This is a genomic window from Tangfeifania sp. (assembly GCF_055108615.1).
This window is the reverse complement of the sequence record NZ_JBSQIC010000008.1, coordinates 24603-40290: the sequence shown is the minus strand read 5'-3', so window position 1 is coordinate 40290 and position 15688 is coordinate 24603. Positions and strand designations below refer to the sequence as shown.

Here is a 15688-nt window from a genome sequence, read left to right as displayed (position 1 = left end):
TTATTAGAATTTAAGGCCGCCTTCACGGGCCGCGTCAGCTAATTGTTTAACTCTGCCGTGGTATAAATAACCACTCCTGTCGAATACAACTTTTTCGAAGCCGGCATCTTTTGCTTTTTTAGCAATGAGTTTACCAACCATTGCTGCTTTTTCGGATTTGTTGCCTTCTGCCGAAACAATTTCTTTTTCGGTAGAACCAGCAGCCACTAAAGTTGTTGCGTTAACATCGTCGACTAATTGAGCATATATTTGTTTATTGCTCCTGAATACACTTAAACGCGGACGTTCAGCTGTGCCGGATATTACTTTTTTCACCCGGCTTTTTATCCTGTTTCGCCTTTCTGTTTTTGTTAATGCCATAATAACTAATTTTTCAAAAAATTATTTAGATGCGGCTTTACCAGCTTTACGCCTTAACACTTCACCTACAAACTTAATCCCTTTTCCTTTGTATGGTTCTGGTTTACGGAACGATCTGATTTTAGCAGCTACCTGTCCAATCAATTGTTTATCAGCGCTCTTGAGCGTGACAATGGGGTTACTGCGTTTATCAGATTTTGCTTCAACCTGTACTTCGGGCGGGAGTTGCAGGTAGGTATGGTGTGCAAAACCCAGAACAAGGTCAAGGACATTATTCGGTAACAATTCGGCACGGTATCCTACGCCTACAAGTTCTAATTTTATTTCGTAACCTTTTGTAACGCCAACAACCATGTTGTTAACCAATGCACGATTTAAGCCGTGCAACGATTTGAGGCGTTTTGTTTCACCCGAACGGGTAAAATTGATGGTATTATTTTCAATTTCAACCTCAATTTCGGGATTTAGCTTTTGGTGCAACTCACCAAGAGGTCCTTTCACTGTAACGGAATGATCATCGTTCAGCTTTACTTCAACTCCTGACGGTATTTCAATGGGCCATTTACCTATTCTTGACATGATCTTTTCCTTTTTTTAATACACGTAACATAAAACTTCACCACCAACTTTCTGCTCACGAGCTTCTTTGTCGGTAATTACTCCTTTCGAGGTTGAAATAACAGCAATTCCTAAACCATTGAGTACACGCGGTACATTTTTACTGTGACAGTACTGGCGCAAACCTGGTTTACTAATTCTTTCTAAACCTTTTATTGCAGATATATTCGTTTCGGGGTGGTATTTCAGTGCAATTTTAATATTGCCCTGGTAGCCTTTATCGTCTTCAAACTTATAGTTTAAAATATACCCCTTTTCTTTCAGAATTTTGGTAATTTCTCTTTTTAAATTTGAAGCTGGGATATCTACTACGCGGTGTTTTGCAAGAATTGCATTACGCACCCTTGTAAGATAATCTGCTATCGGATCTGATACTTTACTCATTATTCAAGTCTTTAACAATTACCAACTAGCCTTTTTAACTCCCGGAATTAAACCTTCTGAAGCCATTTCGCGGAAATTGATTCTGCTGATTCCAAATTGCCTCATGTAACCTTTTGGCCTTCCGGTAAGTTTGCAACGGTTGTGCAAACGTACCCTGGAAGAATTTTTAGGCAACTTCTGCAAACCTTCCCAATCTCCTTCGGCTTTCAGCCTGGCCCTTTTCCCGGCATATTTTTCAACTAGCTTTGCCCTTTTTCTTTCGCGGGCTTTCATTGATTCCTTGGCCATAGCTTAGTTCTTTTTAATGTTTTTAAATGGTAAACCTAATTCTTTTAACAGAGCAAAACCTTCTTCGTCGGTTTTTGCAGAAGTAACAAAGGTAATATTCATACCATTAATTTTACTCACTTTATCCAGAACGATTTCGGGGAATACGATTTGTTCCGGCACACCGAGTGTGTAGTTTCCACTTCCGTCCATTTTACTTTCGATACCGCGAAAATCGCGAATACGTGGCAATGCTGCCGAAATAAGACGGTCGAGGAATTCATACATCCGGTCGTGGCGCAATGTAACGCGCACCCCGATTGGCATTTTCCTTCTCAGTTTAAAATTGGAAATGTCTTTTTTAGACATGGTTTGAACTGCTTTTTGTCCGGCAATCATTGTCATTTCCTGTTGGGCAATGTCAATAATTTTTTTGTCGGCAATAGCATCTCCCACGCCCTGGTTAAGGACAATTTTTTCCAATTTCGGAACCTGCATGACAGAGGAATAGTTGTACTCCTTCTTCAGTGCAGGAATTATTTCTTCCTGATATTTCTTTTTTAGAGTTGGTACGTAAGCCATTACTTAATCTCCTCTCCAGATTTTTTGGAATAACGTATTAATTTACCTTTATCATTTTCTCTGCGCCCAATACGGGTTCTTTCTCCGCTTTTCGGATCAACCAGCATCAGGTTTGAGATATGAATCGGTGCTTCCTGTTCGATAATACCACCCTGCGGATTATCTGCATTGGGTTTGGTATGTTTTTTTACCAGGTTCACACCTTCCACAATTGCTCTGTCGTTATTTCTGATTACTTCAAGTACGCGGCCTTTCTGGCCTTTGTAGTTTCCGGTAATCACAACCACAGTGTCACCTTTCTTTATGTGTAACTTTTTCTGCATTTCTTGAGCTTTTTCAAATTACAGTACTTCTGGTGCAAGAGAAATAATTTTCATATTTTTATCTCTTAACTCGCGTGCAACGGGCCCGAAAATACGGGTTCCGCGCATTTCTCCCAGATTGTTTAACAGTACAACGGCATTATCGTCGAACCGGATGTACGAACCGTCTGTACGGCGTACTTCTTTATTGGTGCGCACTACAATTGCCCTGGATACTGAACCTTTTTTCACTTCACTGCCCGGTATGGCACTTTTTACCGAAACAACAACAGTATCGCCAAGCGAAGCATAACGTTTCCTCGTACCTCCAAGAACACGTACACAGAGTACATCTTTGGCCCCACTGTTATCGGCAACCGAACATCTTGTTTCTTGTTGTATCATGATTACTTCGCTCTTTCAATTATTTCAACTAATCTCCAACGTTTGCTTTTACTCAGCGGACGAGTTTCCATAATCCGCACTTTATCGCCAATGTTGCAGTCATTTTTCTCATCGTGGGCATGAAATTTTGTTGTTTTATTCACGAACTTCCCGTACATGGCATGCTTCATTTTCTTTTTTTCAGCAACCACAATGGTTTTGTCCATTTTATCGCTAACAACAACCCCGATTCGCTCTTTTCTGAGATTTCTCACTTTATTTTCTTCCATCGTTGAATTAATTCTGGTTTTCACTTAATTCCCTTTGACGAAGAACAGTTTTGAGCCTTGCAATATTCTTCTTGGTTTCCTTTAATTTCAAAGGGTTATCAAGTGGCGAAACTGCATGGTTCAAGCGAAGGCGAACAAGATTTTCCTTTTCGGTATCAATTCTCTCGACGATTTCTTTTGTCGTCAATTCTTTAATTTCTGAAGTTTTCATATTCATTCACCTTTTTATTCTTCAACAAAATCTCTCCTAACCACAAACTTTGTTGTTACCGGCAACTTTTGGGCTGCAAGGCGCAATGCCTCTTTGGCCATTTCGTGCGATACGCCGTCGGCTTCAATAATAATCCGCCCTGGCGATACCGGTGCAACAAATGCTTCCGGAGCTCCTTTACCTTTCCCCATGCGCACTTCGGCGGGTTTTTTGGTAATTGGCTTATCGGGAAATATTCGTATCCATATTTGTCCTTGTCGTTGCATGTGACGGGTTACCGCAACCCTGGCAGCTTCAATCTGCCTTCCGGTAATCCACGATTCTTCCAACGATTTTATTCCAAACGAACCGAAAGCGAGCTGGTTCCCGCGTTGGGAATTGCCTTTCATCCGGCCCTTTTGTACTCTTCTGAATTTTACCTTTTTTGGCTGTAACATTCTTTTATAACTTAATGAGTGTTATTAACCACTATTTTCTTCTTCTGTTACGTGCTCCGCCGCCAACTCCTTTGCCTCCGCGGCCTTGTTTCTGGCCAACGTTTGGTGAGAGGTCGCGGTTACCGTAAACCATTCCTTTGCATATCCAGACTTTTACTCCGATAAGCCCGGTTTTGGTCAGCGCTTCTGCCAGTGCATAATCGATATCGGCCCGGAGCGTGTGCAACGGAGTACGGCCATCTTTGTACATTTCTGCACGTGCCATTTCTGCTCCGTTCAACCTGCCTGAAACCAATACTTTAATACCTTCAGCTCCCATTCTCATGGTTGAAGCGATAGCCATTTTAACTGCCCTGCGGTAAGCAATTTTACCCTCGATTTGCCGTGCAATGTTGTTGGCAACAATTTTGGCATCGAGTTCAGGACGTTTGATCTCGAAAATGTTGATCTGAACTTCTTTACTGGTAATCTTCTTCAGCTCTTCTTTCAGTTTATCGACTTCCTGTCCACCTTTACCAATAATAATACCTGGGCGTGAAGTGTGTACGGTAATGGTTATGAGCTTCAATGTGCGCTCAATCACGATTCTGGATATACTGGCTTTGGCCAAACGGGCATTCAAATATTCCCTTATTTTTTGATCTTCGGCCAGCTTGTCGCCGTAATCGTCACCACCGAACCAATTCGAGTCCCATCCTTTGATGAACCCTAAACGATTTGAAACTGGATTTACTTTTTGTCCCATGTACTACTGATTAAGATTTTCTTCAACAACATTTTCTTTTCGGTCTACGTAAAGTGTCACGTGATTGGAACGTTTTCTGATTCGGTGAGCCCGACCCTGGGGAGCCGGGCGTAACCTTTTCAGAATTCGGCCTGAATCTACCATGATATTTTTTACGTATAATTCACTTTCCTCTAAACGTTCTCCTTCGTTTTTAGCCTGCCAGTTGGCAATGGCTGATAAAAGGAGTTTTTCTACCCTGCGCGATGCTTCTTTCGAGGAATATTTCAAGACATCTAACGCGTGATTCACCTCCATGCCGCGGATCAAATCGGCTACAAGCCTCATTTTTCGTGGAGATGTAGGGCAATTTTTTAAAACAGCATAATATTGTTGCTTTCTTTCTTCTTTACGTTTTTCAGCTGCTAATCTTTTTCTGGCACCCATTCTTTCTTCTTTTTAAAATTAAAATATGCCTATCTTCTGTTACCAGCATGTCCCCTGTATGTGCGTGTGGGTGCAAATTCACCCAAACGATGACCTACCATATTCTCGGTAATGTAAACCGGAATAAATTTGTTTCCGTTGTGTACGGCTATGGTATGGCCTACAAAATCAGGAGAAATTACTGAAGCCCTGGCCCAGGTTTTTACAACCGATTTTTTCCCTGCATCATTCATCGTGCTAATTTTCTTGTCAAGATTAACATCGATAAACGGGCCTTTTTTTAACGAACGACTCATAATTACTTTCCTTTAATTATTTTTTCTTACGTTCTACAATGTACCTGTTGGACGCTTTTTTCTTCGAACGGGTTTTGTACCCTTTCGCCAGAACACCTTTACGTGATCTTGGGTGTCCGCCTGAAGCACGGCCTTCTCCACCACCCATTGGGTGATCGACCGGGTTCATAACAACACCACGTACTCTTGGCCTTCTTCCTAACCAACGTGAGCGACCGGCTTTACCGGATTCTTCGAGGTTATGTTCTGCATTTCCAACAGTTCCAACAGTTGCCCTGCAGGTTGTTAGTACCATACGAGATTCGCCTGAAGGTAATTTCAGTATTGCATATTTACCTTCACGAGAGGTCAATTGCGCAAATGCGCCTGCACTACGTGCCATCACACCACCCTGACCAGGATGGAGCTCAATGTTGTGAACCAAAGTACCGAGAGGTATTTCGGACAGGGGAAGGGAATTTCCAACTTCAGGAGCGACACCTGAACCGCTTTTAATTGTTTGCCCAACTTGCAACCCGTTTGGCGCAACAACGTACCTTTTCTCGCCATCTTCGTATTTCACGAGGGCGATTCGGGCAGAACGGTTTGGATCGTACTGAATTGAATCGACAACAGCTGCAACACCGTCTTTATCGCGTTTAAAGTCGATAACACGGTATTTGCGTTTGTGTCCCCCACCTCTATACCTCATCGTCATGCGGCCCTGGTTATTCCTGCCACCAGTTTTCCGCAGGGGCTCCAACAATGATTTTTCAGGTGTAGATGCAGTAATGGTATCAAAAGCACCAATTATTTTGTGCCTCTGACCCGGAGTTACTGGTTTTAATTTTCTTACTGCCATTTTATTAATTAAATATTACTGTAAAAATCTATACTGTCTCCTTCTGCCAATGTAACGATTGCTTTTTTGTAAGCATTGGTTTTTCCGGTGATAACGCCTGATTTGGTGTATCTGGACTTCATTTTACCACCGTAAACCACTGTATTGACAGAATCTACTTTTACATTATACATGTTTTCAACCGCTTTTCTAATTTGCGGTTTGGTTGCATTGCGATCAACAATAAAGCCGTAACGGGTGAACCGTTCTGACAGCTCGTTCATTTTCTCGGTAACCAATGGTTTTATTAAAATTTCCATCTTATTAATCGCCTTTTAGTTTAAAAGCCTCTTCTATTTTCTTCACCGAACCTTCGAGAAGAACAACAGACTTTGCGTTTAAAATATTATAAGTATTTAGTTCAGAAGCTAATACAACCGAAACATCGCGCAAATTTCTGGACGACAAATATATGTTATTATTTTCGGCTGGTAAAACGAAAAGTGACTTTTTATCAGCAATTTGCAAATTGCTTTTCATATTCACAATTTCTTTCGTTTTGGGTGCTTCCATATTAAAATCTTCAACTACAACAATACCGTTTTCACGGGCTTTGTATGAGAGTGCCGATTTACGTGCCAGTTGTTTAACTTTTTTGTTAAGTTTAAAACTGTAGCTTTTCGGACGCGGGCCAAATGCGGTACCCCCTCCGCGGAAAATTGGCGATTTAATATCGCCGGCACGTGCTGTACCGGTTCCTTTTTGTCTTTTTATCTTACGGGTACTTCCGGTTACTTCTGAGCGCTCTTTGGATTTGTGGGTTCCCTGTCGTTTGTTTGCCAAATATTGTTTTACATCTAAGTAAATAGCATGGTCGCTGGGTTCGATTCCAAAAATCTGGTCGCTTAACGTAACCTTTCTTCCCGTATCTTTTCCTTCTTTATTCAGTACACTTAGTTCCATTGTTTCCTAATAATTAAGTATGAACCTTTGGCGCCAGGCACCGAACCTTTCACCACTAATAAATTCTTCTCAGGAATCACTTTTAATACCATCAGGTTTTCGATGGTTATGGTTTCGTTACCGTCTCGTCCGGCCATACGCATACCTTTAAAAACGCGGCTAGGCCACGATGATGCACCAATTGAACCCGGTGCTCTCAGTCGGTTATGCTGACCGTGGGTAGCATCGTTAACACCATGGAAATTATGGCGTTTTACTACTCCCTGGAATCCTTTTCCTTTGGAAGTTCCCACAACATCGACATAATCCAGTTCGTGAAAAATGTCAACAGTTACAGGGTCACCAAGATTAAATTCTCCCCGGTAGGTGTTCCTAAACTCTACTACTTTGCGCTTTGGTGTAACACCAGCCTTTTTAAAGTGCCCAAACTCTGCTTTGGTGGCTTTGTTTTCTTTTTTGTCACCGTAAGCAAGTTGCAGCGCATCGTAGCCTTCTTTTTCTTTGGTCTTAACCTGCGTAACTACACAGGGACCGGCTTCAATCACAGTGCATGGGACATTTTTCCCCTCAACACTGAATACGGATGTCATTCCGATTTTTTTTCCAATAAGTCCAGCCATTTCGACTACTTTTTTAAATTATCAAACTTTAATTTCTACTTCAACGCCACTGGGTAATTCCAGCTTCATTAAGGCGTCAATTGTTTTTGCAGTTGAGCTGTAGATGTCAATCAACCTTTTGTAAGATGACAATTGAAACTGCTCCCTTGATTTTTTATTTACAAAGGTTGAACGCAAAACAGTAAACACCCTTTTGTGTGTTGGCAGTGGAATTGGACCACTTACAACAGCTCCAGTTGTTTTTACTGTTTTTACGATCTTCTCAGCCGACTTGTCAACCAAATTGTGATCGTACGATTTCAGCTTAATCCTGATCTTTTGGCTCATGATGAGAACTCAATTAAATATTTATAATAAATCAACTCTACCTTGTACATTTTCAAGTACCTTTTCCGCCAGGTTGCGCGGCACTTCCTGATAATGGCTGAATTCCATTGAAGAAGTGGCTCTTCCTGACGATAATGTCCGCAACACGGTAACATAACCGAACTGCTCGGCCAACGGAACGTTGGCTTCAATAACTTTCGCGTTTCCTTTGGTTTCCATACCGGCAACTTCACCTCTTCTGCGGTTCAGGTCGGCAATAATATCGCCCATGTATTCTTCCGGAGTTACAATTTCCAGGTTCATAATGGGTTCGAGCAATTTAGGGCCTGCTTTTGATGCAGCGTTCCTGAATGCCTGCTTTGCACAAATTTCGAACGACAACTGGTCTGAATCCACAGGGTGGAACGAGCCGTCGAGCAAAGTAACTTTAAGCCCATCAACGGGAAATCCGGCAAGCGGCCCGTTAGACATTGCCTCTTCGAAACCTTTTTGTACTGAAGGAATGTATTCACGCGGAATATTTCCTCCTTTAACTTTATCGATGAATTCGAGGCCTTGTTTGGCATCTTCGGCAGGTTCAATTTTTACCTGTATATCGGCAAATTTACCACGGCCCCCGGTTTGTTTCTTGAATACTTCGCGGAACTCAACGGGATTGCTGATTGCTTCTTTGTATGCAACCTGTGGTGTCCCCTGGTTACATTCAACCTTGAATTCTCTTCTTAACCTGTCGATAATAATTTCGAGGTGCAGTTCACCCATCCCACGGATAATTGTCTGACCTGAATCGTGATCGGTTTGAACCTGGAATGTAGGGTCTTCTTCTGCCAGTTTTGACAGCCCATTCCCCAAACGGTCGAGGTCTTTCTGCGATTTGGGCTCAACAGCGATACCTATCACCGGTTCCGGAAATTCCATGCTTTCCAGCTCAATGTGATGCTTTAAATCGCAAAGGGTATCACCGGTACGAATATCTTTAAAGCCTACAGCGGCGCAAATATCACCTGCTTCAATTACATCTTTGGGATTTTGTTTGTTGGAGTGCATCTGGTAAAGGCGCGAAATGCGTTCTTTTTTCCCGGTACGAATATTCAATACCTGGCTTCCGGCCTCAATTTTACCGGAATAAACGCGCATATATGCCAGCCGGCCAACAAACGGGTCAGTAGCAATTTTAAATGCGAGAGCCGCCATTGGCTCATCAACGTTGGCAGTACGGATTTCTTCTTTTTGAGTTGACGGGTTAACACCGGTAATATCGCCTTTATCGAGCGGGCTGGGAAGGAAAGCACAAACAGCATCGAGCAGGCGTTGAACGCCTTTGTTTTTAAATGCAGAACCGCACATTAACGGTACGATTATGCCATCGATGGTTGCCTTGCGGATAACTGCGAGCATTTCTTCTTTGGTAATCGAATCCGGATCTTCGAAATAGCGTTCCAAAAGATCATCATCAATTTCGGCAACTGATTCAACCAGTTTTCCGCGCCATTCCTCCGCTTGTTCTTTAAGATCTTCCGGAATTTCTTCCAAACTGTAGTTGGTTCCCATGGTTTCGTCGTCGAACCAGCGAACCGCTTTCATTTCAATTAAGTCGATTACTCCTGAGAAGCTTTGTTCAGAACCAATAGGAATCTGAAGTGGAATAGGATTAGCCCCCAGTTTTTCTTTAATTTCATTATAAACATTAAAGAAATCGGCTCCCTGGCGATCCATTTTATTCACAAAAGCAATGCGCGGCACACCGTATTTTTCGGCCTGGCGCCACACCGTTTCAGATTGTGCCTCAACACCACCTACGGCACAAAAGAGTGCCACAGTTCCGTCGAGTATCCTGAGTGAACGTTCAACTTCAACAGTAAAATCGACATGTCCGGGAGTATCGATTATATTAATTTTGTGTTCCTGGTCTTTATATTTCCAGAAGGTAGTAGTAGCAGCCGAAGTAATTGTAATACCCCGTTCCTGCTCCTGCTCCATCCAGTCCATAGTGGCAGAGCCATCATGTGTTTCACCCAGCCGGTGAGTTAACCCGGTATAGAACAGTATTCGTTCTGTAACGGTTGTTTTGCCGGCATCGATGTGGGCCATGATGCCAATGTTTCTTGTATTTTTCAGATCTTGCTTAGCCATATTTTAATACCAATTTTCTAATCCTGATTATTTTACTATGCCATTAATAACCACTAAACTAAAATCTGAAATGTGCGAAAGCGCGGTTGGCTTCGGCCATGCGGTGGGTATCTTCTTTACGTTTAAAGGCACCGCCTTCACCGTTGTATGCAGCAACTACTTCTGCCGCCAGTTTATCGGCCATTGATTTACCCGAACGTTTGCGGGCAAATAAAATCATGTTTTTAATACTGATAGCCATTTTCCGCTCCTGCCTGATTTCCATAGGAACCTGAAAGGTAGCACCACCTACACGGCGGCTTTTAACCTCAACAGCAGGGGCAACATTTTCCAACGCTTTTTTCCAGATTTCAAGGGGTGTCAGTTCAGTATCTTTAACACGCTGTTCAACCAGTTTTAACGTATCGTAAAAAATAGCATAAGCTACTGATTTTTTCCCGTCTTGCATCAGGTCGTTGACAAACCGGGTTACCAATACATCATTAAAAATCGGGTCCGGTAAAATAATCCGCTTCTTCGGTTTTGTCTTTCTCATTTTGTACTCTTTAAGTGTTATTTAAATCGGCTGCCCTTCGGCGGTCTTCAGCTTGTCCCCGGAAGACTTGAGAGACTTACTTACTCAACCAAACCACTAAATAACCAGTTTGTTATTAAAAAAAATTAAATTATTTCTTGGGTCTTTTAGCTCCGTATTTCGAACGGCGCTGCAAACGGCCTTCAACACCTGCGGTATCGAGGGCTCCGCGAATAAGGTGATAACGCACACCAGGCAAGTCTTTTACCCTGCCACCACGCACCAAAACAATGGAGTGTTCCTGCAGGTTATGTCCTTCGCCCGGAATGTAAGCATTCACTTCTTTTCCATTTGTTAACCTTACCCTTGCCACTTTACGCATGGCCGAATTCGGTTTTTTGGGTGTTGTTGTGTAAACACGTACACAAACGCCACGACGTTGCGGGCATGAGTCAAGGGCCGGGGATTTACTTTTCTCCACCCGGGTTTGTCTTCCTTTCCTAACTAATTGTTGAATAGTTGGCATAAATACCTGTTTTTTATTTAGTTAATAATCCTTAAAAATGGACTGCAAAAGTATGTTAAATTTCAATAAAAACAATGTTTTCCCGGCTCTATTTTATCTTTTCACCCTGAAAAACGGCACGCAAAAGTACTAATTTTGAGCAAAGAACAAACTTTTTCCTACTTTTTTTTCAAAAAATTAAAGTTGATAAGTCAATGTGGGGGGCTGTTTTTTGCGGTTCTACAATCTTTCTTTTGCCACAGAAATAATAGGATCAACAAGTCGTTGGATTAAGCGCCGGTCTTTGGTAACAATTTCGGCAGTTCCCTGCATTTCCTGGCTGAATGGCAGCTCCCTGTTGTAGTTGGTTACCAGATTGTTAACAAGCGAAACTTCAACCGTATAAAATGCGCCTCCTTCAGTTGTGACCGGAACTTTCGATATGTTGGTTATTTTGCCTTCCACTATTCCGAATTCCATGTGCGGATAATTATCGAGCTTAATATTAACCCGTTGCCCGGGTTTAATTTTCCCGGCACCGGCAATTGGAACTTGCGCCCTGCCGATAATGTTCTGCTCCTGATTGGGGACTACTGTAAATACAACATCCCCTGTGGTAACATATTGATTGGCGCTCCACACATTCGTGAAAGTAACTTGTCCTTCAATTGGTGTTTTCAAAATAAATGCCTGCTCCCAGCTGATGAGTTGATTTTTCAGATTGTCGTATCTTTCTTTTAAAACAGACAGCAACTGATTTTCGGCCTCGGCTTTTAAAACCTGCTGTTCCCTGATTTGCTGCTGCAGGTTGTTCATTGTCATTTGAATATTGGCCAGTTCTGTCATTGCCTGCTGGTAGGCTAATTTTTGTTTCAGCATAGCAGCTTTCGATTTTTCATAATCCGATTCGGAAATAAGCTGCTGACGATAAAGTGTTGAGTCACGGACAAACTGACCAAAAGCCAGTTCATAATCCTGCCTCAAAACGTTTATCTCCTCCCGCGATTTATTAAAGTAAACCCTGTAGTCGGTTACCTGCTCTTCAAGCGATTCAATCCGCTGGTCGTAAGGATTGAACGTTAAAAATGTATGGTAACTTCGAAGCTGGCTAATAAAGGATGAAAAGTAGGAATGGTATTGCCCGAGACTGTAATTTTCATCAAAAGAGACAAACCTGAACATTTCTTGTTTGGCAAAAACTTCATTAATGGAATCAAGTTTAGCGAGCAGCCGGTAAGCATCGTTATAATTCGCTGTATTTTCAATAACAGCCAACAAATCGCCCTGATTCACCTGCTGGTTGTTAGAGACAAAAAGTTTATCTATTTTACCATCAGATTTGGCTACAATTTGCACGGGTGGATTTTCTGAAAGAATGGTTATGCGGGAAGAAATTAAATCGGGGTATTTATAAAAGTAACTACCGGCCAGCAAAACAGCGACCACAAGTAACATAATGGTTATGCCCCAACGCACAATCCAACGCGGTGGCGTACCCAAAATCTCCTGTACTTCGTCGGATCGAATTTCTATGTTATTATTTGTATTCAAATTGTAAAATGGTTGAACTATGAAATTGTAAAACTGTGAAACTGAAAAATTGTGACATTGTGAAATTGCAAAATTGAGACATTGTGAAATTGCAAAACTGTAAAATTATGAAATTGCAAAATGGCTTGACTTAATATTTTAATTTTTCGTTTGTGAATTTAATCAAATGAAATATTTCTGAACGAATATCATTTATTGCATCGATAAATTTAGAACTAATTTCGAATGTTATCAATTCTCTTCTTTGAGCTTTTCGAATCCAGTCTCCGGTTTCCTCTAAAGAACCTAAACTAATTCTGTAAAATCTAACTTTATCTTTTTTTGAATACCTTCCAAAACCTTCTGCAATATTTGTTGAAATTGAATCAGCTGACCTCACTAATTGTTTACCAACTGTATCTTTTGCAAAATAATCCCATTTTATAACTGTATCCCAAACTTCATTGGAAAAATCAAAAGACTTATTGTAAGCACTTATTTTTTTTATAGTCAGATAATTCTTTTCCATAATAATTCATTTTAAATGTTTTCAATTTCCCAGTTCTACAATTTGTCAATTTCTCATTTTTCAATCTATCAGCTTCCAATTTATCAGTTTCTCAATTTGTCAGTTTCTCAATTTGTCAATTTCTCAATTTTTCAATTTGTCAATTTGTCAACTCCCTAATTCAAGTTGATTTCTCACCAGCTCGTAATACGCTCCTTTTTTTGCTGCCAGGTCTTCGTGGGTGCCTGTTTCCACAATCCGGCCTTTCTCCAGCACCACAATTTTATCAGCGCTTTTTACCGTGCTTAACCGGTGTGCAACAGTAACCACTGTTCTTCCCTCGAAAAATCCGGAAAGTTTTCCCATAATGACTTTTTCATTATTGGCATCGAGGGCGTTGGTCGCTTCATCGAAAAAGAGGTACTTCGGATCTTTATAAACCGCGCGCGCAATTAATATGCGCTGTTTCTGTCCCTGGCTCAGGCCGGTTCCCTCCTGGCCTATTTTTGTGTTATAACGCAACGGCAGACTCTCGATGTAATCGCCGATATTGGCAATTTCCACGGCGCGTTTCAGTTTTTCCTTATCCGGATAATCATCGGCCACGGCAATGTTGTTTGCAATGGTATCCGAAAAGATAAAACCATCCTGCATTACCACACCGCAGTTGCTGCGCCACATTTCCATATTGAACTGCTGCAGGCCAATTCCCCCGATTTCAATTTTCCCTTCGTTTGGCGGATAAAAACCCAGCATCATTTTAATGAGTGTGGTTTTACCGCTTCCGCTGGCACCAACAATGGCAGTAACTTTGTTTTCGGGTATTTCCAAATTAATTTTATCGAGCACCCGCGGTGATTTAGGCCCTTCGTAATGAAATGACAAATCTGAGATGGCTATCTCTTTTCTTTCGGGCAGTTCATTATTTTTCTGCACCTCAACCTGCTCTTCATCGTCACGCTGATGGATTTCTCCCAGGCGTTCCAAACTGATTTTAGCATCCTGTCCGGCGCGGATAAAACCGATAAATTCGTTGATGGGACTATTAAGCTGGCCAATAATATAGATAATGGCCATCATCATACCCAGTGTCATGTCGCCTTCAATTACCGATTTGGCGGCAATAAACGATATGAGAATATTTTTTACCTGGTTAATGAAAATAGAGCCGGCTTCCTGGTTTTGGTTCAGCATCAGTCCGCGTACACTTACCCGGAACAGTTTGGCCTGGATACGTTCCCACTCCCAGCGTTTCTGTTTTTCACAATTATTCAGCTTGATTTCCTGCATTCCGGTTATCAGCTGGTAAACATTGCTTTGGTTGGCCGAAGCCACGTTGAAACGTTTGTAATCGATTTCTTTTCGTTTTTTCAGGAATAGTAAAATCCATAATACATACAATGTGCTTCCGGCGTAAAAAATGAACAGAATGGTCCAGTCGTAATACGCCATTACAAAACTGTAGATGATAAACATAAAAATTCCGAACGACATGCTCACCAGGTTGCGGGTAAGGAAGTTTTGAATCCGCTGGTTGTCTTCAATCCGCTGGCGGAGATCGCCGATGAGTTTGGTATCGAAAAAACGGATGGGCAGTTTCATCAGTTTTATCAAAAAATCGGAAATAAGCGAGATACTTACCCGCACACTGGTGTGGAGCATAATCCAGCTCCGAATAAAACCAACTGCAGTTTGACTGATGGTTAACACGAGCTGCGCCACCAGCACCAGCACAATAAAATTGAGATTATTAGTGGAGATACCTACATCAACGATGGCCTGCGTGAGGAACGGAAAAATGAGACTGATAACACTGCCAACCAGGAATCCGAGAAGTAACTGAACAATAAGTTTCCGGTAGGGACGCAGGTACGAAAAAAGGTAGCCAAATCCCGTTTTCTTTACTTTTTCACCTTCTTCCACATAAAAATCGGAAGTGGGTTCAAGTATCAGGGCAATGCCGGCAGGTTCGCTTTCCTGCTGTGTCGATGCCCAAAATTTTACAAATTCTTCCTCGCTGTATTTTAACAACCCGTGCGCAGGATCAGAAACATGAAATTCCAGCTTCTTGCCCCGCTTTTTAATTTTGTAGAGAACTACAAAGTGGTTTTGCGTCCAGTGGATAATGGCCGGCAACGGGATGTCGGTAATTTTATCGAAAGTTATCCGCACTCCCTGCGAACGAAACCCGATTTTTTCGGCAGCATCGCTGATGGTGAGCAGTGACACCCCTTCGCGTGTTTTCCAGGTGAGATCCCGCAATGTTTCCAGGTTGTAGTGCTTCCCAAAATATTTGGCCACGATCCGCAAACAGGTCGGACCACAGTCCATGGCATCGGGTTGCAGGTAATGCGGGAATTTTGGCATAGTTCCGTTTTGAAGGCGAAAGATAGTAATTTCAAATTATTTTTGATAGTCCCATTCAATATTCCATGTTTTCAAATATTCCTCAATTGAATTTAGACT

General features: G+C 41.9%; 24 protein-coding genes. All 24 read right to left on the bottom strand.

Translation table 11 applies throughout. The annotated features are described in order from the left end of the window. Window positions 1–3: 3 nt before the first annotated feature. A complete protein-coding gene (gene rplR, locus ACTCNA_RS03290) occupies window positions 4–360 on the bottom strand; it encodes a 50S ribosomal protein L18 (protein ID WP_462946469.1) in 357 nt (118 codons plus the stop codon). A 21-nt stretch (window positions 361–381) separates the two neighbouring features. Next, entirely contained in the window at window positions 382–939 is a 558-nt protein-coding gene (rplF, locus tag ACTCNA_RS03285) for a 50S ribosomal protein L6 (protein WP_462946468.1), read from the bottom strand. A 15-nt stretch (window positions 940–954) separates the two neighbouring features. Further along, the gene (rpsH, locus tag ACTCNA_RS03280; RefSeq protein ID WP_462946467.1) at window positions 955–1362 is read right to left on the bottom strand and encodes a 30S ribosomal protein S8; all 408 of its coding nucleotides are present in this window, start codon (window positions 1360–1362) and stop codon (window positions 955–957) included. A gap of 18 nt (window positions 1363–1380) precedes the next feature. Continuing rightward, window positions 1381–1650, bottom strand: coding sequence for a 30S ribosomal protein S14 (gene rpsN / locus ACTCNA_RS03275; RefSeq protein WP_462946466.1), 270 nt, complete (start codon window positions 1648–1650; stop codon window positions 1381–1383). Between the two features lie 3 nt (window positions 1651–1653). Then, window positions 1654–2211: a 50S ribosomal protein L5 gene (gene rplE / locus ACTCNA_RS03270; RefSeq protein WP_073173463.1), complete on the bottom strand. Its 558-nt coding sequence runs from the start codon at window positions 2209–2211 to the stop codon at window positions 1654–1656. Beyond that, entirely contained in the window at window positions 2211–2534 is a 324-nt protein-coding gene (rplX, locus tag ACTCNA_RS03265) for a 50S ribosomal protein L24 (protein ID WP_073173460.1), read from the bottom strand. Before rplX ends, rplE begins: the two co-directional genes overlap by 1 nt. A gap of 18 nt (window positions 2535–2552) precedes the next feature. Next, the gene (gene rplN / locus ACTCNA_RS03260) at window positions 2553–2918 is read right to left on the bottom strand and encodes a 50S ribosomal protein L14 (RefSeq protein ID WP_073173456.1); all 366 of its coding nucleotides are present in this window, start codon (window positions 2916–2918) and stop codon (window positions 2553–2555) included. 2 nt (window positions 2919–2920) lie between these two features. After that, window positions 2921–3211: a 30S ribosomal protein S17 gene (gene rpsQ / locus ACTCNA_RS03255; protein ID WP_462946463.1), complete on the bottom strand. Its 291-nt coding sequence runs from the start codon at window positions 3209–3211 to the stop codon at window positions 2921–2923. Further along, window positions 3195–3398: a 50S ribosomal protein L29 gene (rpmC, locus tag ACTCNA_RS03250; protein ID WP_462946462.1), complete on the bottom strand. Its 204-nt coding sequence runs from the start codon at window positions 3396–3398 to the stop codon at window positions 3195–3197. Before rpmC ends, rpsQ begins: the two co-directional genes overlap by 17 nt. Before the next feature lie 14 nt (window positions 3399–3412). Continuing rightward, complete coding sequence (gene rplP, locus ACTCNA_RS03245) at window positions 3413–3835, bottom strand: 50S ribosomal protein L16 (RefSeq protein WP_073173453.1); 423 nt, start codon at window positions 3833–3835, stop codon at window positions 3413–3415. 31 nt (window positions 3836–3866) lie between these two features. Beyond that, entirely contained in the window at window positions 3867–4580 is a 714-nt protein-coding gene (gene rpsC, locus ACTCNA_RS03240; RefSeq protein WP_073173450.1) for a 30S ribosomal protein S3, read from the bottom strand. 3 nt (window positions 4581–4583) lie between these two features. After that, the gene (rplV, locus tag ACTCNA_RS03235; protein WP_462946461.1) at window positions 4584–5006 is read right to left on the bottom strand and encodes a 50S ribosomal protein L22; all 423 of its coding nucleotides are present in this window, start codon (window positions 5004–5006) and stop codon (window positions 4584–4586) included. A 29-nt stretch (window positions 5007–5035) separates the two neighbouring features. Then, a complete protein-coding gene (rpsS, locus tag ACTCNA_RS03230) occupies window positions 5036–5302 on the bottom strand; it encodes a 30S ribosomal protein S19 (RefSeq protein WP_462946460.1) in 267 nt (88 codons plus the stop codon). A gap of 16 nt (window positions 5303–5318) precedes the next feature. After that, window positions 5319–6143 (bottom strand): 50S ribosomal protein L2, encoded by an 825-nt coding sequence (gene rplB / locus ACTCNA_RS03225; protein WP_462946459.1) that lies wholly within the window; start codon window positions 6141–6143, stop codon window positions 5319–5321. 8 nt (window positions 6144–6151) lie between these two features. Beyond that, a complete protein-coding gene (gene rplW, locus ACTCNA_RS03220; RefSeq protein WP_462946458.1) occupies window positions 6152–6442 on the bottom strand; it encodes a 50S ribosomal protein L23 in 291 nt (96 codons plus the stop codon). A 4-nt stretch (window positions 6443–6446) separates the two neighbouring features. After that, on the bottom strand, window positions 6447–7085 hold the full coding sequence (gene rplD, locus ACTCNA_RS03215) for a 50S ribosomal protein L4 (RefSeq protein ID WP_462946457.1): 639 nt from the start codon (window positions 7083–7085) through the stop codon (window positions 6447–6449). After that, the gene (gene rplC / locus ACTCNA_RS03210) at window positions 7076–7705 is read right to left on the bottom strand and encodes a 50S ribosomal protein L3 (protein WP_462946456.1); all 630 of its coding nucleotides are present in this window, start codon (window positions 7703–7705) and stop codon (window positions 7076–7078) included. Before rplC ends, rplD begins: the two co-directional genes overlap by 10 nt. A 21-nt stretch (window positions 7706–7726) precedes the next feature. Next, window positions 7727–8032 (bottom strand): 30S ribosomal protein S10, encoded by a 306-nt coding sequence (gene rpsJ, locus ACTCNA_RS03205; RefSeq protein WP_027472457.1) that lies wholly within the window; start codon window positions 8030–8032, stop codon window positions 7727–7729. Window positions 8033–8053: 21 nt separating this feature from the next. Next, window positions 8054–10165, bottom strand: a complete 2112-nt coding sequence (fusA, locus tag ACTCNA_RS03200; protein ID WP_462946455.1) for an elongation factor G — start codon at window positions 10163–10165, stop codon at window positions 8054–8056. 58 nt (window positions 10166–10223) lie between these two features. Beyond that, window positions 10224–10700, bottom strand: coding sequence for a 30S ribosomal protein S7 (gene rpsG / locus ACTCNA_RS03195; protein ID WP_462946454.1), 477 nt, complete (start codon window positions 10698–10700; stop codon window positions 10224–10226). Window positions 10701–10830: 130 nt separating this feature from the next. Then, on the bottom strand, window positions 10831–11205 hold the full coding sequence (gene rpsL, locus ACTCNA_RS03190) for a 30S ribosomal protein S12 (RefSeq protein ID WP_073173421.1): 375 nt from the start codon (window positions 11203–11205) through the stop codon (window positions 10831–10833). Between the two features lie 219 nt (window positions 11206–11424). Next, entirely contained in the window at window positions 11425–12735 is a 1311-nt protein-coding gene (locus tag ACTCNA_RS03185) for an HlyD family secretion protein (RefSeq protein WP_462946453.1), read from the bottom strand. Window positions 12736–12865: 130 nt separating this feature from the next. Continuing rightward, complete coding sequence (locus ACTCNA_RS03180) at window positions 12866–13243, bottom strand: four helix bundle protein (RefSeq protein ID WP_462946452.1); 378 nt, start codon at window positions 13241–13243, stop codon at window positions 12866–12868. 147 nt (window positions 13244–13390) lie between these two features. Then, window positions 13391–15589 carry a peptidase domain-containing ABC transporter gene (locus ACTCNA_RS03175; protein ID WP_462946451.1) on the bottom strand — a complete coding sequence of 733 codons (2199 nt, stop codon included), beginning with the start codon at window positions 15587–15589 and terminating at the stop codon, window positions 13391–13393. Window positions 15590–15688 lie beyond the last annotated feature (99 nt).